The following is an 18,538-nucleotide window of genomic DNA, read 5'->3' on the forward strand; positions in this document are numbered from 1 at the left end:
GCGACCAGCCCCCACCGACCCGCAGGTTCGCCACCCCGCCTCCAGCGGAGCGAGGACATGCCCGATAGCCTTCGCCCATGACCATGCAATCCGCTGTGCGACGCCGCCGCGCTGTCGCCGCCGCCGGCGCCGTATCCGCCGGACTGCTCGTCCTGTCGGCCTGTGACAAGCCGACCCCGATGTCCACGATCACCGTCGGCACCTCCTCGGTCAGCGAGGAGGCCACCTGCGGCGGTGAGGGCGAGGCCCTCAAGTCCGCGGACCTGACGAAGTGCCTGAAGGACACCGGCGTCAAGTCGATCACCGTGGACCCGGACGAGACCATCCGCTTCGGTGTCGACCCCGAGGTCGCCGACAAGCGCTGGACGATCCTGATGAACGGTCAGCCGCTCACCGAGGACACCGACAAGACGTACCGCACGATCCCGGGCAGCGTGTTCTTCAACGCCCAGTACGGCGCCCAGGGCGACTCGACCCTGGTCTCCATCAAGGCGGCCGACGGCAAGAAGAACAGCAACACGGTCACCGGCCTGTGGTCCTTCAAGCTGAAGAAGGACGACTGACCACGCCTGCCGTACGCGTCCTCGTGGCCACCGCCGTCCCTGCCGAACGGGACGCGGTGGCACGGGCGTTCACGGGGCCGTTCCCCGGTGACGTCCTCGCCGTCGGAGTCGGTCCCGCCCGCGCCGCCGCCACCACCGCAACGGCCCTCGCCGGAGCCTCGTACGACCTGGTGATCTCGGCCGGAATCGGCGGCGGCTTCCAGCCGTCCGCCCCCATCGGCTCCCTCGTCGTCGCCGACGAGATCACCGCCGCCGACCTGGGCGCCGAGACACCCGACGGCTTCCTGCCGGTCACGGAGCTGGGCTTCGGCGCTGTCACCCATCGTCCGCCGGAATCACTCGTACGAGAGCTCGCGGCAGCCACCGGAGCCCGTACCGGCGCGGTACTCACCGTCTCCACCGTGACCGGCACCGCCGCCCGCGCTGCCGCCCTGCTGGAACGCCATCCGACCGCGCTCGCCGAGGCGATGGAGGGCTTCGGCGTCGCCGAGGCCGCCGCCGCGCACGGCGTTCCCGTGCTGGAGATCCGCGCCGTCTCCAACCCCGTCGGCCCGCGCGACCGCGCCGCCTGGCGCATCGGCGACGCCCTCGCCGCACTCACCGAGGGCTTCGGGAAGCTCGCGCCCGTACTGGAGAGTTGGAACAGGCATGACCGCTGAGCCGCTGCAGATCGCCTACTCCCCCTGCCCGAACGACACCTTCGTCTTCGAGGCCCTCGCCCACGGCCGCGTCCCCGGCGCCCCCGCGCTCGACGTGACCTTCGCGGACATCGACATCACCAACGGCATGGCCGAGCGCGGCGAGTTCGACGTGCTGAAGGTGTCGTACGCCGTCCTGCCGTACGTCCTCGACGAGTACCGGCTGCTGCCGTGCGGCGGCGCGCTGGGCCGGGGGTGCGGGCCGCTGGTGCTGACGCGCGAGCCGGGCGTGGACCTCGCCGGCCGCACGGTCGCCGTGCCGAGTGAGCGGTCGACGGCGTATCTGCTGTTCCGTCTCTGGGCCGCAGACTCCGTCGACGGTGGCGTCGGCGAGATCGTGGTGATGCCGTTCCACGAGATCATGCCGGCCGTCCGGGACGGAAAGGTCGACGCGGGACTCGTCATCCACGAGGCGCGCTTCACGTACCAGAACTACGGCCTGCACAAGCTCGCCGACATGGGCGAGCACTGGGAGAACACCACCGGCCTGCCGATCCCGCTGGGCGCGATCATCGCGAAGAAGTCGCTGGGCGCGGACACGCTGCGGCTGCTCGCCGAGTCCATCCGCACCTCCGTGAAGGCCGCCTGGGACGACCCCGAGGCCTCCCGCCCGTACGTCATGGAGCACGCCCAGGAAATGGACCCGTCCGTCGCCGACCAGCACATCGGCCTGTACGTCAACGAGTTCACCCACGACCTCGGCCCGGACGGCTATGCGGCGGTCCGGGGCCTGCTGACCCGCGCGGCGGCCGAGGGGCTGGTGTCGCCCCTCGGCCCGGGTGCGCTGGATTTCCCCTAGAAATCCGGAAGATCTCCAGGATCCATACGTCCTACGTCCTATACGTCGAGCTGGTCGGCGACCGCTCGCAGCAGGCCGGCGATCTTCGCGCCGGCGGCCTTGTCGGGATAGCGGCCCCTCTCGAGCATCGGCGTGATGTTCTCGAGGAGGGTCGTCAAATCCTGGACGATGGAGGCGAGCTCGTCCGGCTTCTTCCGAGTGGCGGCCGCGACGGACGGAGTCGGGTCGAGAAGCGTCACCGAAAGCGCCTGGTCACCGCGCTGCCCGGCGACGACCCCGAACTCAACTCGCTGACCCGGCTTGAGTGTCTCGACTCCGGCGGGGAGGACCGAGGAATGGACGAAGACGTCGCCGCCGTCGTCACGGGAGAGAAAGCCGAAGCCCTTCTCGCTGTTGAACCACTTGACCTTGCCGGTAGGCACGTCTGTCCTCGTCCTCGTACTCGTCGGAAAACTGCTTCGGAAAACGCCAGGGAACTGCTCTTGATAGCACTGGGGCGGGTCGTCGGGACCCGCCGGTACCAAGGCTAATGGTCTTCCACCCGGTGACAAGACGTCACCCGGTTGTTCCTTCGCGCAGGGAACTACCCTGGTCGGGTGCGTGACAAAACCCAAACGAATTCCGCCGCCCCCGGCGACCGCCTGGTCCGTGCCGGAGCCATCGTCTTCTTCGCCGGTGCCGTGGCCACACTCGTCACCGTGGCCCCGCTTCTCCTCGGTACGACGCCATTTCCGACGTACATGTTCGGATTGAGCATGCTCATGGGCGTCGGCTTCCTGGTGGCGGGGGCCGGTGTCTTCCAGTCGATTGCGGCCGGCCGCCGTCAGGCGCGCGCCGGGCGGTAGTCCGCGAGCCAGGCCGGAAAGTGGGTGAGGTCCGGCAGGACGACATCCGCTCCGGCCGCCCGCAGTTCGTCGCCGTCGCACGGCCCGGTCGTGACGGCCACGGAGAGCGCTTCGGCGGTACGGGCCCCGCGCACGTCGCCGATGTGGTCGCCGACGTACACCGCCGCGCCGTGCTCGCGCAGCGCCTCCGCCTTCTGCTCGGCCCACAGGTCGCCTATCACCGCGTCGGCGTCGATGCCGAGGTGCTCCAGGTGCAGCTTGGCGTTGGGCTCGTACTTGGCGGTGACGACGATCGCCCGGCCGCCCGCCGCGCGCACGGCGGCGATCGCCTCGCGGGCGCCGGGCAGGGCGGGCGTGGCGGCGATGGCGATCGTCGGGTACATCGAGCGGTACAGATCGCCCATGGCCTCCACCTGCTCCGCCGGAAACCAGTTGATCAGTTCGTCCACGAGCGGCGGCCCGAGCCGGGTGATCGCCAGATCGGCGTCGATGAACGTCCCCGTCCGCTCGGCCAGCGCCAGGTAGCAGGCGTGGATGCCGGGCCGGGAGTCGATCAGCGTCATGTCGAGGTCGAAGCCGACGGTGAGGGAGGCGACGGGAGGCAGGGCGGCAGAGGTCATATGGGCCATTGTGCCCAGGCGGGCGGCGATCAAGACGCCCGGTCCCGCCCTACCGCTGCCGCTGGGACCGCCACAGCAGGAACAGCGCGGAGGCGATGGCGGCGCCCCGGACGACCCACGGCCAGGTGTCGGCGACGGCGGCGTTCATGTGCCCCTCGGCGATGGGATCACCCCACCGCCCTTCGTTGCGTCCCCACAGCCAGACGAGCCCGGCGGTGAGCGCCGCGCCCGGCAGCCACATGACCGCCACCTGCCGCTCCCCCTGCGTCAGCCGCCGGGAGGCGTAGGCGATGAGCCAGCCGAAGAGGAGCACGAGCAGGTTGCTCAGGAAGGTACCGGCGACGAGGAGGGACGCGCCGAGCAGGAGAAAGGGGTTGCTCCACTGTCCGGGACGGGGAAGGCGGAGGCGTCGGCGCCCGGAAGCGCCCTGCTCGCCCTTCTCCGCCTTCTCGACAGAGACAGGCTCGTCCCGTACGACATCCTTGTCCGCCTTCTCAGCCTTCTCGGTCTCCTTCGGCCTCTCTTTCGGTGGCGGAGGCTTCAGCAGATCCGGAATCTCCACCCCGCCGACGAACCCCGGCACCTCGTCCCCGACCCCGAACGGACTGTTGTCCACCCGCCACCAGTCGGGGTGCGTCGCACTGTTCCCGAGTTCGTCGGCACCGGCGAGATGGGGCGGGGTGGGCGCATCCGCGGGACCCTCGACGGGTTCGGCGGGCCGAGGCCGGGGCACCACACGCCGCAATCCCTTGGCCCTGGGCCGCTCCTCCGCCCGGTCCGGCTGTACGGGCACGGAGGCGCCCGGCACCTGCGGCCCACCGCCACCGCCGCCGCCACCGGCGTTGGCGACGACCTCATCGGGGCTGCCCAGCCGCGCGAGGATACGGCGCACGGCGGCAGGACTGTCCACCGGCGTCTTCGCCCGACGCCGGTCGATCTCGTTCCGCAACTCCGAGACCAGCCGCATCCGATCGGACGACGGCAACTGCCGCTGCTGAGCCACGTCACCGACGCGGCTCAGATACTCGTAGACGACCTGGTCGCTCTCGATCCCCACGAAGTCCCCTCCGGGGCGGGTGCGTTGGATAACCCCGTGGTGACAGACGTTACCGCGAGGAGCGCCCCGAAGGGGCGCGGGGAACTGCGCGACCAGCCACGACGGACCCGCAGACGAGCGACGGCCCATCGCGGCACTTCCGTCGGCACTTCCCGCGGCAACGAAACCGACGTAGTCACCCGGTACCGTGAGTCGGATGAGCACCGAGGACAAGCCGGCGGCCCCCCGTTCACTCGCGGAGGCACTCCGTGGGCGGGACGACGCCGCCCTCGCCGCGCTGCTGCGCAGCCGCCCCGACCTCATCACACCCGTCCCGACGGACCTCACGCAGCTCGCGACCCGTGCCGGCACCCGCGCCTCGGTCGTGCGTGCCCTGGAGCGGCTGGACCGCTTCGCCCTGCAGACGGCGGAGGCGCTCGCCGTCTCCGCGGACCCGGCGCCGTACGAAGAACTCCTCGGCCTCATGACTGGCGACGAGGCGGACCAGACCGTCGCCGCCGCGCTTCCGCACGCCCTCGCCAACCTGCGCGAACAGGCCCTCGTCTGGGGCCCCGACGACCGTCTCCGGCTCGTCCGTACGGCCCGCGAGCTGCTGGCCCCGTCCCCGCAGCACCCGTCCCCGACCGGCCTGGGCCCGACGGTGCAGGAGGCGACGTCGGGCATGTCGCCGGGCCGTATCCAGGAGATCGTCACGGCGGCCGGGCTGGCGTCGACGCACGACGCGGTCTCGGCGGTCGCGGCGCTGACCGCTCTGTTCAAGGACCGCAAGCGGATGACGGCCCTGCTCGCCGGTGCCCCCGAGGAGTCCCTGGAGGTGCTGCGCCGCCTGGTCTGGGGCCCGCCGTACGGGCAGGTCACCGCCGATCCGGCGGCCCGGCTGCGCTGGCTCCTCGACCGCGGGCTGCTGCTGCCGACGGCGCCCGGGACCGTCGTACTCCCCCGCGAGGTGGCCCTGCATCTGCGTCACGGCCACGCCCACCGTGCCACCGAGCCGCTGCCGCCCCCCGTCGAGCCCGCCGCCACGCACCGTCCACAGGTTGTGGACGCGACAGCGGCCGGACAGGCGTACTCGGCGCTGGCGACCGTCGAGGAGCTGCTGAGGGACTGGGACGAGGGCGGCCCGACGGTGCTGCGGGCGGGCGGGCTGAGCGTCCGGGACCTGAAGCGGACGGCCGTCGCCCTGGACGTACCGGAGCCGATCGCGGCGTTCTGGGTGGAGCTGGCGTACGCGGCGGGCCTGATCGCGTCGGACGGTGAGGCGGACGAGCGGTACGCGGCGACCCCGGCGTATGACGAGTGGCTGGAACAGCCCGCGGACCAACGCTGGGTGCGGCTCGCGGAGGCCTGGCTGGCGGCGACCCGCACGGCGGGTCTGGTCGGCGGCCGGGACGCCAAGGAGCGCACCATGTCGGCCCTCGGCCCCGGCCTGGACCGCTCCGCCGCGCCGGAGGTACGGCACCGGGTGCTGGCCCTGCTCGCCGAACTGCCGGAGGGCGCCGCGCCGTCCGCCGAGTCGGTGCTGGCCCGGCTGCGCTGGGAGCGCCCGCTGCGGGCACCGCAGCGCGACGACGACCTGCGCACCCGGCTCGCCCGGTGGACGCTCTCGGAGGCGGAACAGCTCGGCGTCACCGGCCGCGGCGCGCTGTCCGCGCACGGGCGGGCGCTGATCGGAGCGCCGGCCGCCAAGCCGGCCGCGGACGCGCCCGCCGGCCCCGGCGACAAGCTCCCCGTCCACCACAAGCACCACAGGGTCCCGCCCCGCGAACCCCTCACCCCCGCCGAACAGGCCGTCGCCTCGGCGGCCGCCGCCCGGCTCCTCGCCCCGCTCCTCCCGGAGCCGCTGGACCACGTCCTCCTCCAGGCCGACCTCACGGCGGTCGCCCCCGGCCCGCTGCAGCGCCCGCTCGCCGACATGCTGGACGTCCTCGCGGACGTGGAGTCGAAGGGCGGGGCGACGGTGTACCGGTTCACCCCCGGTTCCGTACGCCGTGCGCTGGACGCCGGCCGCAGCGCCTCCGACCTGCACGCCTTCCTCGCCGCGCACTCGCGTACGCCGATTCCGCAGCCGCTGACGTACCTGATCGACGACGTGGCCAGGAGGCACGGCCATCTACGGATCGGCGCGGCTTCGGCGTACGTCCGCTGCGACGACGACGCCCTGCTGAACGAGATCCTCGCCGACAAGCGCGCCGCCGCCCTCCACCTGCGCCGCCTCGCCCCGACCGTGCTGGCCGCCCAGGCCGACCCGGCGGCCCTGTTGGAAGGCCTGCGTGGGATGGGATTCGCGCCGGCCGCCGAATCCGCCGAGGGCGACGTCCTGATCACCCGCGCCCACGCCCACCGCACCCCGCCGCGCACGGCCCCCGAGCCGGTCCCGGACGGCCCCCGGGCGCCCGACCCGACGCTCCTGACGGCCGCGATCCGCGCGATCCGGGCGGGCGACCTCGCCTCCACGACCCCGCGCAAGCAGACCCCCGTGACCAACGGCGAACTCCCCCGCACCGGCTCCGCCGAGACCCTCGCCACCATGCAGGCCGCCGTCCTCACCGGCGAGACCCTCTGGATCGGCTACGTGAACGCGGAGGGCTCCGCCAGCCAGCGCGTCATCGCCCCCATCAAGGTCGAGGGCGGCTTCGTGACGGCGTACGACCACACCGCGGATGAAGTGCGCACGTATCCGCTGCACCGGATCACGGGTGTCGCGGAACTCGCCGACGACTAGAGCGCCCTAGAGGGGCGCGGGGCTGTATCGATATGCGGCTCCGCCGCGTGGGCGCGACCAGCCACGACGGACCCGCAGACGACAGACACCCCGGCGCGGCACTTCCTTCCCTCGGACGGGTGTACGCCCAGGTTCATGCACGCCACGCCGGACACTTCCCACCCATGAGGGAACGCGCAGCTCACCCCGCATTCCAGCCCGGAGGGCCGGGCAGCAAACGGATGTCCTGATCCGCAGTGAAAGGAAGTCCACGCCCATGCGTGCTGCCCGTCGTGTCGCCGCCGTCCTGTCCGCCACCGCCGTGATGATCGGCGCCTTCGCCACCCAGGCCGCGGCCATCGGCATCGACGTCGCCGGCCTGATCATCGAGACACCGGCCATCTGACCCGTCCCCCGCACTCCCCGGGCCGGTCCCGGTGTCCCCGGGTCCGGCCCACCCCGATCGATCCCCCTCTGCGAAAGGCCCCTGACGTCCCCATGCGTGACAAGCTCAACCACCGCGCCCGTGCCGCCGTAGCCGTGTCCGCCGCCGCGCTGGTCTCCGCGGCCGCACTCGTCGGCGCGCTGGCGCCCGAGGCCTCGGCGGCTCCCGCGCTGCCGCTGCCGCTCCCGGCCGCCGGGGCAGGCGGCGAGCCCCTTCTCAACGTCGACGGACACATCTTCGCCCAACCGCTGGTCAACAACCTCGACCTGTCCAAGCTGAAGTAGCCCGGCGCATCCGGTAGCTGTCCCCGTCCAGCCGCACGATCTCGGCGTGGTGGGCCAGCCGGTCCACCATCGCCGGGGCGGCCGGGCCGCCGAACACCTCGTCCCACCGCTCGAGCGGGCGGTCGCCGGTCACGATCAGCGACCCCCGCTCGTAGCGGTGCGCCACCATCTGGAAGAAGAGCCGGGACGTGTCCGCGTCGAAGGGCACGTATCCGACCTCGTCGACGATGAGCACGGGACAGTCATCCAGCTCCGCCAGTTCCTCCGCGAGCCGTCCCGCTGCCTGCGCCCCGGCCAGCCGTGCCGCCCATCCGGCGGCCGTGTCGAACAGCACCCGGTACCCGGCCTCACAGGCGCGCACCCCGAGCCCGACCGCCAGATGCGTCTTGCCGGTGCCGGGCGGCCCGACGAACACCACGTTCCCGCAGGCCCCGACGAAGTCCAGCTTGCCGAGCCGGGCCACCGCCTCCCGGTCGAAGACCCGGGGATGTTCGGCGTCGTACTCCTCCAGCAGCTTCCGCGCCGGGAACCCGGCGTCCCGGATCCGCTCCTCGGCCCCCGTCTCGACGGCGGGCGCCCCCGCCTGGCTCGGAATCGGGGCGGCGGCCCGCGTCGGCGCGGGCGGTTCGACCGCCCTGTGCTCGTGGTGGTCCCGGTGCCGGCCGGCCCGCTCGGCGTGCGCGGCCATCGGCCCCGACATGTACGCCAGGATCGCCGCCGAGACGATGAACGCCATATGGATCACCGTCCCCCACAGCAGCGAGTGCCGTGCGGTGTGGTGCACATCCACGAACATCTGCAGCAGATGGACGGAGGAGATGCCGACGATGGCGGTCGCCAGCTTGACCTTCAGCACGTTGGAGTTGACGTGCGAGAGCCATTCCGGCTGGTCACGGTGGCCCTGGAGGCCGATGCGCGAGACGAAGGTCTCGTAGCCGCCGACGATCACCATGATCAGCAGGTTGGCGATCATGACGACGTCGACCAGCTTGAGCACGGCGAGCATGACGTACGTCTCGTTCGCCTGCCCGGTGATGCACCGGAGGATTAAGGTCCACAACTCGTTGAAGAACTTGTAGACGTAGACGCCCTGGGCGGCCACGAGGCCGAAGTAGAGCGGTGCCTGAAGCCAGCGAGTGGCGAACAGGGCGTAGCCCAGCGTGGTGGGCGGCGCGGACGGATCACGAGTGAGGATCTGCACGGTCGGCCATTCTTCGCATCCGCCGCCGTACAGGTGAAACCACACCACTCACAGGAATGAATAGACATCCTGTACGACAGGACACCCGCCCCGGCCCCGACCGGGGAACGATCAGGCACACTGGACGTTTGGCCGACCTCTGGCCTTAGGGAAGGAAGCCGCGCGTGAACGGTCCCCTCATCGTCCAGTCCGACAAGACGCTGCTCCTGGAAGTCGACCACGAGCTGGCCGACGAGTGCCGTCGGGCCATCGCGCCGTTCGCCGAGCTGGAGCGGGCGCCGGAGCACATCCACACCTACCGGGTGACGCCGCTCGGGCTGTGGAACGCGCGGGCGGCCGGGCATGACGCCGAGCAGGTCGTGGACGCGCTGGTGCAGTACAGCCGCTATCCCGTGCCGCACGCGCTGCTGGTCGACGTCGCCGAGACGATGGACCGCTACGGGCGGCTGACGCTGTCCAAGCACCCGGCGCACGGGCTGGTCCTGACGACCACCGACCGTCCGGTGCTGGAGGAGATCCTGCGCTCCAAGCGGGTCGCTCCGCTCGTCGGCAACCGGATCGACCCGGACACCGTGGCCGTGCATCCCTCCGAGCGCGGGCAGATCAAGCAGACGCTGCTGAAGCTGGGCTGGCCGGCCGAGGACCTCGCCGGGTACGTCGACGGTGAGGCTCACGCGATCGATCTGGTCGAGGACGGGTGGGCGCTGCGCCCGTACCAGAAGCAGGCGGTGGAGAACTTCTGGCACGGCGGGAGCGGGGTCGTCGTACTCCCCTGTGGAGCCGGTAAGACGCTGGTCGGCGCCGGGTCCATGGCCCAGGCGAAGTCCACGACGCTCATCCTCGTCACCAACACCGTCTCGGCCCGGCAGTGGAAGCACGAGCTGGTGAAGCGGACCACGCTGACCGAGGAAGAGATCGGCGAGTACAGCGGTACGAAGAAGGAGATCCGGCCGGTCACCATCGCGACGTACCAGGTGCTGACGACCAGGCGGAAGGGCGTCTACCCGCACCTGGAGCTGTTCGACTCCCGCGACTGGGGGCTGATCCTCTACGACGAGGTGCATCTGCTGCCCGCGCCGGTCTTCAAGTTCACGGCGGATCTGCAAGCGCGGCGGCGGCTCGGGCTGACGGCGACGCTGGTGCGGGAGGACGGCCGTGAGTCGGACGTGTTCTCGCTGATCGGGCCCAAGCGGTTCGACGCGCCCTGGAAGGAGATCGAGGCGCAGGGCTATATCGCGCCCGCCGACTGTGTCGAGGTCCGGGTCAATCTCACCGACGCCGAGCGGCTGGCGTACGCGACCGCCGAGCAGGAGGAGAAGTACCGCTACTGCGCGACGACCGACACCAAGCGGAAGGTCACGGAGGCGCTGGTACGGCGGTTCGCCGGGCAGCAGATCCTGGTCATCGGCCAGTACATCGACCAGCTCGACGAACTGGGCGAGCACCTGAACGCCCCTGTCATCAAGGGCGAGACCTCCAACGCCCAGCGCGAGAAGCTCTTCGGCGCCTTCCGGGAGGGCGAGATCAGCGTGCTGGTCGTGTCGAAGGTCGCGAACTTCTCGATCGACCTGCCGGAGGCGACGGTCGCCATCCAGGTGTCGGGGACCTTCGGGTCGCGGCAGGAGGAGGCGCAGCGGCTGGGGCGGGTGCTGCGGCCGAAGGCGGACGGGCACCAGGCCCACTTCTACTCCGTGGTGGCGCGGGACACGATCGACCAGGACTTCGCCGCGCATCGGCAGCGGTTCCTGGCCGAGCAGGGGTACGCATACCGGATCGTGGACGCGGACGAGTTGCTCGCGTAGAGCTGAGCCGGGCGGGGCAGGGTCACTTGCGGCGGACGCCGGCTTCCTCGCCGTACTCGCCGAGGATGATCACGTCGAAGGCGGCGCCCGCGTACACCTTGAGGGCACGCAGGGCCTCGCCGAGGCGGTGTCGGTGGTGGGTCGAGGTGATGGCGGTCGCGCCTGAGGCGCGGCCGGGGGCTGGGGTGAAGGTTGCTGCGCTCATGTATCCATGGTGGCTCTCCGGCCATGGGGAGGGCATCGGTCTGCGGGGCGAACCCGTGTCGTCCGTTGGTACACCTGCGGGGCTAGCCATGGCCCTTAGGGCGGAGAGGGCCGTCCCCTAGGGGATGACAAAAACCGTTGGCAGCCGGCTCCATCGGCGACCTAGAATCTCCGCTCTTGTCTGGATCCAACGGAGGCACCCCTTGTCCACCCCGTCGTCCGACGATCCCCTCTCCCGAGAGCGCTCCCATCTCGCCTCCTCCCGCGCCGCCCTGCGCGCCATGCGCGAGGACGTCGAGTCCCTCGACATCAGCGACGTCACCGCGAACTGGGTCAACGCCGAAGTCCTCGCCCATCAGATCGACGAGCGGATCAAGGCCCTCGCCGACCTCAGCGACACCCCGCTGTTCTTCGGCCGGCTCGACTACCTGCACGCACCGGGCGCGGACCAGGCCGAAGGCGCGGAGGGCGAGCGCTTCTATATCGGGCGGCGGCATGTGCACGACCACGACGGTGATCCAATGGTGATCGACTGGCGTGCGCCGGTGTCCCAGCCCTTCTACCGGGCCTCCAAGAAGGCCCCGATGGACGTCGCACTGCGCCGCCGCTTCGGGTACACGGGCGGCGAGCTCACGGCGTACGAGGACGAGCACCTCTCCGACCCGTCCGAGGCCGCGCGGACCAGCAAGCTGCTCCAGCAGGAGATCGAGCGCCCGCGCGTCGGCCCGATGCGGGACATCGTGGCGACGATCCAGCCGGAGCAGGACGAGATCGTACGCAGCGGGCTGGGCGGGACCGTGTGTGTGCAGGGAGGCCCCGGAACCGGGAAGACGGCCGTCGGTCTGCACCGGGTGGCGTATCTGCTGTACGCCCACCGCGAGCGGCTCGCCCGCACCGGCACGCTCGTCATCGGGCCGAACAAGTCCTTCCTGCACTACATCGAGCAAGTGCTCCCCGCACTGGGCGAGTTGACGGTCCGGCAGGCGACGGTCGACGACCTCGTGTCGCATGTCGAGGTGCGGGGCGCGGACGACGCGGCGGCCGCGGTGATCAAGGGGGACGCGAGGATGGCGGAGGTGCTGCGACGCGCCGTCCGCTCCCATGTGACCATGCCGACCGAGCCGGTCGTCGTCGTGCGCGGCTCGCGTCGCTGGCGGGTCCCGGCGTACGAACTCGAAGGCATCGTCCAGGAGTTGCTCGACCGCGACATCCGGTACGGCGCCGCCCGTGAGGCCCTGCCGCAGCGGATCGCGCACGCGGTGCTGGTGCAGATGGAACGCTCCGGAGAGGCACCGGACGACCGGGTGCAGGACGCCGTCGCCCGCAACGCCGCGGTGAAGGCGGCGGTGAAGGCGATCTGGCCGCCGGTCGACCCGGCGAAGCTCGTGCTGCGGCTGCTGACGGACGCGGACTTTCTCGCCGTACACGCGGGAGGGGTCCTCAGCGAGGACGAGCAGAAGAGGGTTCTGTGGGCGAAGCCGGTGCGGTCGGTGAAGTCCGCCAAGTGGTCTGCCGCGGATGCCGTGTTGATCGACGAGGCGACGGATCTGGTGCAGCGTACGCACTCGCTGGGGCATGTGGTTCTCGACGAGGCGCAGGATCTCTCGCCCATGCAGTACCGCGCGGTCGGCCGGCGGTGCACCACCGGTTCGGCGACGGTCCTCGGCGATCTGGCGCAGGGTACGACGCCGTGGGCTACGCGGAGTTGGGACGAGGCGCTGGCCCACCTGGGGAAGACGGACGCCGTGGTCGAGGAGCTGACGGCCGGTTTCCGTGTGCCGACGGATGTGATCACGTATGCGTCCCGGCTGCTGCCGCATATTGCGCCGGGGCTGACGCCGGTGGCTTCGGTGCGGGAGAATCCTGGGTTTTTTGAGGTCCGTGAGGTGGGCGAGGCGGGGGAAGTGGTGGCTGCGTGTGAGGAGTTGCTGCGGAATGAGGGGTCTACGGGGCTGATCGCTGCGGATGCGCGGGTGCCGGTGCTGGCTCAGGCGCTCGCGGCGGCGGGGATCGGTTATCTCGACCCCGGCGAGGAGACGACTCAGGAGACCCGGCTGACGCTGGTTCCTGCCTCGCTCGCGAAAGGTCTTGAGTACGACTATGTGGTGCTCGATGAGCCGCAGGCGGTGGTTGATGGGGAGCCGGATGAGCGGACGGGGTTGCGGCGGTTGTATGTGGCGCTGACTCGGGCGGTTTCGGGGTTGATCGTGGTGCATGCGGCGGGGTTGCCGGTTCAGTTGTGATTGCCGCTTGAGGTTGTGTGCGAGTGCGGGCCGGTGGGGGCTGGTCGCGCAGTTCCCCGCGCCCCTAGGGGGTTCCGGTCAGCCTGCGTCCAAGACTTGGCGCCACTCTCGCACCGCCTCCGCCTCGACCGGGTGTTCCCAGCCCTTCGGTCTCGCCGCGCCCCCGATGTGGAAGGCGTCGATCCCGGCAGCGAGCAGTTGTGGGACGTGGTCCAACCGTAGGCCCCCGCCCACCAGGATCTGCTGCTCGTACCCCGGCTCCCCTCGCCGTCCCGCCTCCGCGAGCAGCGTCGCGAGGCCGTCGTCCACGCCGTCCGCGGAGCCAGCCGTCAGATACGTGTCCAGTCCGGGCAGGTCGGCGACTTGCTTGCGTAGGGCGTCGCGGTCCGCCGCGTGGTCGATGGCGCGGTGGAAGGTCCATCGGCAGCCGTCGAGTTCGCCCACGACTCGCTCCACCGCGTCCAGATCCACCTCACCGTGCGCGTCGAGGAATCCGAGCACGAACTGGTCTGCTCCCGCGCCGCGCAGCTCCCGCGCCACCTGCGCCAAGCGTCCGGCGTCCTCCGCCGCGAAGCCGTCCGCGAGGCGCAGCATCACGCGCAGGTCGATGTCGACGGCGGCGCGGATCGCGGTGAAGGTCGTGGTCGGTGGGGTGAGGCCGTCCGCTGCCATGTCGGTGACCAGTTCGAGGCGATCGGCGCCTCCGGCCTGGGCGGCGAGGGCGTCCTCGGCATCGAGGGCGATCACCTCCAGGACTGCACGCTTGCTCATGGGACCCCATTCCTCGGCGGCTCGGGACGGCTAGGAGGTCTAGTCCAATGCCAGCCTACCCGGGAAGGACGAGGTCGCGAGAAGATCGCCGTCAGCCGAAGATGTTGAGCTCTGTCTCCTTCACGCCCGCCAGCTCGTACGACGCCCCTGCCGTCGTACGCCCCGAGTACAGCCGTACGAGCGTGGCGGCGTCCCCGATGAACCGTGCGGGGGTCCGCGTCCCCGACACATCGCCCAGCCGCACCGGCTCGTCGACGTCGTCGAGGTCGGCGTGCAACGGCACATGGCCCCGCTCCCGGGTCACCGCGGCCAGCAGTGTGAGCGCGTACGGCAGTCCGGCCCCGGCGTAGGCTCCGGGCTCGCCCCACGCCTCGCGTACGTCCCCGGCATGCACCCACTCGCCGAGTGCGATGCCGTCGAAGACGCCGCCCGCCGCGGCGATCACGGGACCCGCGTCGGTCATCCCGCGCTCCAGCTCGTCGACGACGCGCGCGTTCGTCCACTCGGCGCGCTCGGCGATGTCCCGGTCGTTGGCCTCGGGCGAGAACACGCCTTCCTCGAAGCGGCTCTCCACGACCCGCAGCAGCGCGGCCGAACAGTGGGCCAGCACATCCCGGACGCTCCAGCCGGGGCAGGCGCCTACGGGCCTGGCGAAATCCGTGTCCGGTCGCTGCCGCAGCAGCGGAATCAGCGCGTCGCGCTCGGTGATCAGGAGCCGTCCGGGCAGTTCGGGGTCACGTACCTCAGCAGAAGTCATGCCTCCCACGCTAGGGCGCGTGGCCCACGGCACGGGAGAATGGCGCACATGCACGATCTCGAAGCCCTAGCCGCCCGCTTCACCGACGCCCTGCGAGCGGCCCGCGCCCCGGTGGCCTCGCCCGACCCGGCGCCGTACGCCGACGATCTGCTCACCCGCTGGCAGGAACCCCAGCGCCGCTATCACACGCTGACGCACCTCACCGCGGTCCTCGACCACATCGACGTGCTGGAGAAGCACGCGGCGGACCCGGACGTCGTACGCCTGGCCGCGTGGTTCCACGACGCGGTGTACCTGCCCGAGCGGTCCGAGAACGAGGAGCGGTCGGCCCGGCTCGCCGAGCGGGCGCTGCCCGAGGCCGGTCTGTCCGCCGCGAAGACCGCGGAGGTCGCCCGGCTGGTCCGGCTCACGGTCACCCACGCCCCGGCCGGCGACGACCGCGACGGGCAGGTGCTGTGCGACGCGGACCTGGCGATCCTCGCGTCGCCGCCGTCGGCGTACGCCGCCTACACCGCGGCCGTCCGCGAGGAGTACCACTTCGTCCCCAACGAGGCTTTCCGCGAAGGCCGTTCGGCGATCCTCCGCCAGCTCCTCGACCTGCCCCGCCTGTTCCACACACCGCACGGGGAGAGGGAGTGGGAGGCGACGGCGCGCTACAACCTGCGGTCGGAGCTGGAAATGCTGTCGCTGGGCCGTCCTCCGTCGGCCTAGTCTGCGCGGCATGCGGAACACGGGTGGGGATCAAGTACAGGAAGCCGTCGCGAGCTGCGTCGCTCTGCTGCGGACGGCCACGGACCGGGACTGGGAAGGGGTCAAGGCGGGTGGGCTGAGCTGGAGTTGCCGTGAGACCGCGTTCCATGTCGCCGAGGATCTGATCGCGTACGCGGGCCAGCTCGCCGGACGCGCGCAGGACCGGTACGTCCCGTTCGAGATCGTGCCCGAGGAGGGCATCGACAACGAGGGCGTCCTGGATGTGATCGAGACGACCGGCGCGCTGTTCGCGGCCACCCTGCGCAGCACCCCCCGCGAGGTGCGCGCCTTCCACCCGTACCCCTTCCGCAGCGCGAACCGCGAAGGCTTCGCGGCGATGGGGATCGCGGAGGTGCTCCTGCACACGCATGACATCGCCGAGGGACTCGGCCTGTCGTACGAACCACCCGCCGAGCTCTGTGAGTCCGTCCTCACCACGATCTTCCCGGACGTCCGCCCCGGCCCCGCCCCCTGGCAAACCCTGCTGTGGGCCACCGGCCGCGGCGACCTGCCCGGCCGCGCACCCGTCACCCAGTGGCGCTGGCACAACAATCTGGTGCACCCCACCGACCGCCTCACCCTCGAGGGCGTCACCCCGGCGGCAGCCGCCGACCTGCACACAGGCGGCGACGGCGGGTTCGAGTGGGTCGACGGCGAGCCGTTCGAGGGGACCCGCGTGGCCTCCGGGATGCTGGTGAAGGCGTATGAAGAGGGGCTGCTGCGACCGGAGTTCGGAGTGTTCGTGCTGGTGCGGCGGGAGGACGGGCGTGCGGTCGGTGCCATGGGGTTTCATGCGGCGCCGGACGACGAGGGTCTGGTGGAGATCGGGTACGACCTGGTCGAGGGCGGCCGTGGCCATGGGTATGCCACGGAGGCGTTGCGCGCCCTGTCGGCGTGGGCCCTGGCCCGGGACGACGTCCGGCGGATCATCGCGAAGGTCGACCAGGGCAATCTGGCGTCGCAGGGTGTCGTGGCCCGCGCCGGATTCAAAAAGGTCGGTGAGGACGAGGAGTTGTTCGTCTACGAGTTGCGCGGCTGACCGCTACGAGCTGCGCGGCTGACCCCGCCCCTTCGGCCTCCGCAACCCCGACCCGTTGAGCAGCCGCACCACCTCCCGGCTGCTGACCTCCACCGCCCCGGCGGCCACCACGTCTGCGTAACGGTGCGACGGGATGTCGTAGTGATCCCGCTCGAAGGCGCGTCGAGGCACGCCCAGGCCCTCGGCGAACGTGTGAAGTTCGTCGTACGAGACGTCGCTGACGAGGTGGGACCACATCCGGCCGTGGCCGGGCCAGGTGGGCGGGTCGATGTAGAGCGTCACGACGAGGCGGTCCCGCCGGCGCACGAACCGAGGGTGCCGACGGAGGCGACCTTCACGCCCGCCTTGTGGCACACCCAGTGCGGGTCGGGCCCGAGTTCCGGTTCGACGTCGAGGGCGTGCGGGTCGCCGGAGCCGCAGACGGGGCACAGGGGCCAGCGGCCGTACCGCTCCAGCAGCGCGTCCTGGACGTCCTGGGCGATCAGCCCGGCCACGAACGCCGCACCCTCCGGCCACTGCTCCACCCACCAGCGCCGCTGTACGACGGACTCCTCGACCAGGGACACCACGTCCGCCTCGGCGACGTCGCCCGCGACCAGGTCGGCGAGCACGAGGGCGCGTGCCGCGTGCAACGCCTGCTCCAGGGGGCTGACAGGGGAGCCGGGAGAGTCGGGGGAGTCGGTGGGATCCATGTCTCCCATTGTGCGCACTCTTGACCATCACACCGAGCCGAAAATATCTTTCAAGAGTGACCCAGGAAGTGAAGGAAATTTTCGGCCCTGGTACCGGCAACGGCACCCGCACCGGCGCCGGATCTGGCGGTGCGCCCCCCGCGCCCGCCGCTCTCGCGGCCAAGGTGCGCACCCTCGCCCCCTCGATGACCCGTTCCATGCAGCGCGTCGCCGAAGCCGTCGCCCAGGACCCGGCCGGCTGCGCCGCCCTCACCGTCACCGGCCTCGCGGAACTCACCGGCACCAGCGAGGCGACCGTCGTCCGCACCGCCCGCCTGCTCGGCTACCCCGGCTACCGGGATCTGCGCCTCGCCCTCGCCGGCCTCGCCGCCCAGCAGCAGTCCGGTCGGGCACCCGCGCTCACCACCGACATCGCCGTCGACGACCCGATCGCCGACGTGGTCGCCAAGCTCGCCTACGACGAGCAGCAGACCCTCGCGGACACGGCGGCCGGGCTGGACACGGTGCAGCTGGGCGCGGCGGTGTCGGCGTTGGCCTCCGCGCGCCGGGCCGATGTGTACGGAGTCGGGGCGTCCGGGCTGGTGGCGCAGGACCTCACGCAGAAGCTGCTGCGGATAGGCCTGATAGCCCACGCCCACAGCGATCCGCACCTCGCCGTGACGAACGCGGTGCAGCTCCGCGGCGGTGATGTGGCGATCGCGATCACGCACTCCGGGTCCACGGGGGACGTCATCGAACCGCTCAGGGTCGCGTTCGAGCACGGGGCCACGACGATCGCCATCACGGGACGGCCGGACGGGCCGGTCTCGCAGTACGCGGATCATGTGCTGACGACGTCCACGGCCCGGGAGAGTGAATTGCGGCCGGCGGCGATGTCGTCCCGCACGAGTCAGCTCCTCGTCGTGGACTGCCTGTTCATCGGGGTCGCGCAGCGGACGTACGAGACGGCCGCGCCCGCGTTGTCGGCGTCGTATGAGGCGCTGGCGCATCGGCATCGGAATGGTTCGCGGTAGACGTAAGTCCGCCCCTGACCCTTGAGTGACCTTGAGTGAAAGAGCCGCCGCCTC

General features: G+C 71.2%; 21 protein-coding genes. 12 read left to right on the forward strand and 9 right to left on the reverse strand.

What is annotated here, in order from left to right:
- Positions 1-83: 83 nt before the first annotated feature.
- The 3 genes from AB0I98_RS14385 to AB0I98_RS14395 are packed head-to-tail and all read left to right on the forward strand — an operon-like array spanning position 84 to position 2,060.
- Positions 84-563: a DUF2771 domain-containing protein gene (locus AB0I98_RS14385; RefSeq protein WP_362940735.1), complete on the forward strand. Its 480-nt coding sequence runs from the start codon at positions 84-86 to the stop codon at positions 561-563.
- A complete protein-coding gene (locus AB0I98_RS14390) occupies positions 533-1,222 on the forward strand; it encodes a futalosine hydrolase (RefSeq protein ID WP_362940411.1) in 690 nt (229 codons plus the stop codon). The genes AB0I98_RS14385 and AB0I98_RS14390 overlap by 31 nt, the downstream gene beginning before the upstream one ends.
- The gene (locus AB0I98_RS14395) at positions 1,212-2,060 is read left to right on the forward strand and encodes a 1,4-dihydroxy-6-naphthoate synthase (protein ID WP_362940414.1); all 849 of its coding nucleotides are present in this window, start codon (positions 1,212-1,214) and stop codon (positions 2,058-2,060) included. The genes AB0I98_RS14390 and AB0I98_RS14395 overlap by 11 nt, the downstream gene beginning before the upstream one ends.
- Before the next feature lie 38 nt (positions 2,061-2,098).
- Here the strand turns inward: AB0I98_RS14395 and AB0I98_RS14400 are convergent, their stop codons facing one another.
- Positions 2,099-2,482, reverse strand: coding sequence for a cold-shock protein (locus AB0I98_RS14400; protein WP_301981923.1), 384 nt, complete (start codon positions 2,480-2,482; stop codon positions 2,099-2,101).
- Between the two features lie 174 nt (positions 2,483-2,656).
- Between AB0I98_RS14400 and AB0I98_RS14405 the strand changes: the two genes are divergently transcribed.
- Entirely contained in the window at positions 2,657-2,905 is a 249-nt protein-coding gene (locus tag AB0I98_RS14405) for a hypothetical protein (RefSeq protein ID WP_328362435.1), read from the forward strand.
- Here the strand turns inward: AB0I98_RS14405 and AB0I98_RS14410 are convergent.
- Both AB0I98_RS14410 and AB0I98_RS14415 read right to left on the reverse strand, forming a co-directional pair.
- The gene (locus AB0I98_RS14410; RefSeq protein WP_362940738.1) at positions 2,884-3,534 is read right to left on the reverse strand and encodes a haloacid dehalogenase-like hydrolase; all 651 of its coding nucleotides are present in this window, start codon (positions 3,532-3,534) and stop codon (positions 2,884-2,886) included. The genes AB0I98_RS14405 and AB0I98_RS14410 overlap by 22 nt on opposite strands.
- A 40-nt stretch (positions 3,535-3,574) precedes the next feature.
- The gene (locus AB0I98_RS14415; RefSeq protein ID WP_362940417.1) at positions 3,575-4,582 is read right to left on the reverse strand and encodes a hypothetical protein; all 1,008 of its coding nucleotides are present in this window, start codon (positions 4,580-4,582) and stop codon (positions 3,575-3,577) included.
- Positions 4,583-4,778: 196 nt separating this feature from the next.
- On the opposite strand from AB0I98_RS14415, the gene AB0I98_RS14420 reads away from it, so the two are divergent.
- From AB0I98_RS14420 to AB0I98_RS14430, 3 genes are all read left to right on the forward strand, one after another.
- Entirely contained in the window at positions 4,779-7,304 is a 2,526-nt protein-coding gene (locus tag AB0I98_RS14420; RefSeq protein ID WP_362940420.1) for a helicase C-terminal domain-containing protein, read from the forward strand.
- Between the two features lie 256 nt (positions 7,305-7,560).
- Positions 7,561-7,689 carry a hypothetical protein gene (locus AB0I98_RS14425; RefSeq protein ID WP_282615195.1) on the forward strand — a complete coding sequence of 43 codons (129 nt, stop codon included), beginning with the start codon at positions 7,561-7,563 and terminating at the stop codon, positions 7,687-7,689.
- Between the two features lie 92 nt (positions 7,690-7,781).
- Positions 7,782-8,012: a hypothetical protein gene (locus AB0I98_RS14430; protein ID WP_210577878.1), complete on the forward strand. Its 231-nt coding sequence runs from the start codon at positions 7,782-7,784 to the stop codon at positions 8,010-8,012.
- Here AB0I98_RS14430 and istB read toward each other — a convergent pair.
- A complete protein-coding gene (gene istB / locus AB0I98_RS14435) occupies positions 7,981-9,213 on the reverse strand; it encodes an IS21-like element helper ATPase IstB (protein ID WP_362940423.1) in 1,233 nt (410 codons plus the stop codon). The genes AB0I98_RS14430 and istB overlap by 32 nt on opposite strands.
- Positions 9,214-9,377: 164 nt before the next feature.
- Here istB and AB0I98_RS14440 point away from each other — a divergent pair, with 164 nt between their 5' ends.
- Positions 9,378-11,015, forward strand: a complete 1,638-nt coding sequence (locus AB0I98_RS14440) for a DNA repair helicase XPB (protein ID WP_362940425.1) — start codon at positions 9,378-9,380, stop codon at positions 11,013-11,015.
- Between the two features lie 22 nt (positions 11,016-11,037).
- Here the strand turns inward: AB0I98_RS14440 and AB0I98_RS14445 are convergent, their stop codons facing one another.
- On the reverse strand, positions 11,038-11,220 hold the full coding sequence (locus AB0I98_RS14445; RefSeq protein WP_362940427.1) for a hypothetical protein: 183 nt from the start codon (positions 11,218-11,220) through the stop codon (positions 11,038-11,040).
- Positions 11,221-11,422: 202 nt separating this feature from the next.
- Here AB0I98_RS14445 and AB0I98_RS14450 point away from each other — a divergent pair, with 202 nt between their 5' ends.
- Positions 11,423-13,462, forward strand: a complete 2,040-nt coding sequence (locus AB0I98_RS14450) for a UvrD-helicase domain-containing protein (protein WP_362940430.1) — start codon at positions 11,423-11,425, stop codon at positions 13,460-13,462.
- Positions 13,463-13,540: 78 nt separating this feature from the next.
- On the opposite strand, the gene AB0I98_RS14455 is transcribed toward AB0I98_RS14450, so the two are convergent.
- A complete protein-coding gene (locus tag AB0I98_RS14455; protein WP_362940433.1) occupies positions 13,541-14,233 on the reverse strand; it encodes a copper homeostasis protein CutC in 693 nt (230 codons plus the stop codon).
- A gap of 91 nt (positions 14,234-14,324) precedes the next feature.
- On the reverse strand, positions 14,325-14,990 hold the full coding sequence (locus tag AB0I98_RS14460) for a maleylpyruvate isomerase family mycothiol-dependent enzyme (RefSeq protein ID WP_362940436.1): 666 nt from the start codon (positions 14,988-14,990) through the stop codon (positions 14,325-14,327).
- Between the two features lie 48 nt (positions 14,991-15,038).
- Between AB0I98_RS14460 and AB0I98_RS14465 the strand changes: the two genes are divergently transcribed.
- Together AB0I98_RS14465 and AB0I98_RS14470 are read left to right on the forward strand one after the other, a co-directional pair.
- Positions 15,039-15,701, forward strand: coding sequence for a hypothetical protein (locus AB0I98_RS14465; protein ID WP_362940439.1), 663 nt, complete (start codon positions 15,039-15,041; stop codon positions 15,699-15,701).
- Between the two features lie 10 nt (positions 15,702-15,711).
- Positions 15,712-16,779 carry a GNAT family N-acetyltransferase gene (locus AB0I98_RS14470; protein WP_362940442.1) on the forward strand — a complete coding sequence of 356 codons (1,068 nt, stop codon included), beginning with the start codon at positions 15,712-15,714 and terminating at the stop codon, positions 16,777-16,779.
- 3 nt (positions 16,780-16,782) lie between these two features.
- Here the strand turns inward: AB0I98_RS14470 and AB0I98_RS14475 are convergent, their stop codons facing one another.
- Positions 16,783-17,061: a DUF4031 domain-containing protein gene (locus AB0I98_RS14475; RefSeq protein WP_362940741.1), complete on the reverse strand. Its 279-nt coding sequence runs from the start codon at positions 17,059-17,061 to the stop codon at positions 16,783-16,785.
- Positions 17,058-17,471: a hypothetical protein gene (locus tag AB0I98_RS14480; protein WP_362940445.1), complete on the reverse strand. Its 414-nt coding sequence runs from the start codon at positions 17,469-17,471 to the stop codon at positions 17,058-17,060. The genes AB0I98_RS14475 and AB0I98_RS14480 overlap by 4 nt, the downstream gene beginning before the upstream one ends.
- Positions 17,472-17,527: 56 nt before the next feature.
- On the opposite strand from AB0I98_RS14480, the gene AB0I98_RS14485 reads away from it, so the two are divergent.
- Complete coding sequence (locus tag AB0I98_RS14485; protein WP_362940448.1) at positions 17,528-18,484, forward strand: MurR/RpiR family transcriptional regulator; 957 nt, start codon at positions 17,528-17,530, stop codon at positions 18,482-18,484.
- Positions 18,485-18,538 lie beyond the last annotated feature (54 nt).

The organism is Streptomyces sp. NPDC050211 (assembly GCF_040656035.1).
GTDB lineage: Bacteria > Actinomycetota > Actinomycetes > Streptomycetales > Streptomycetaceae > Streptomyces.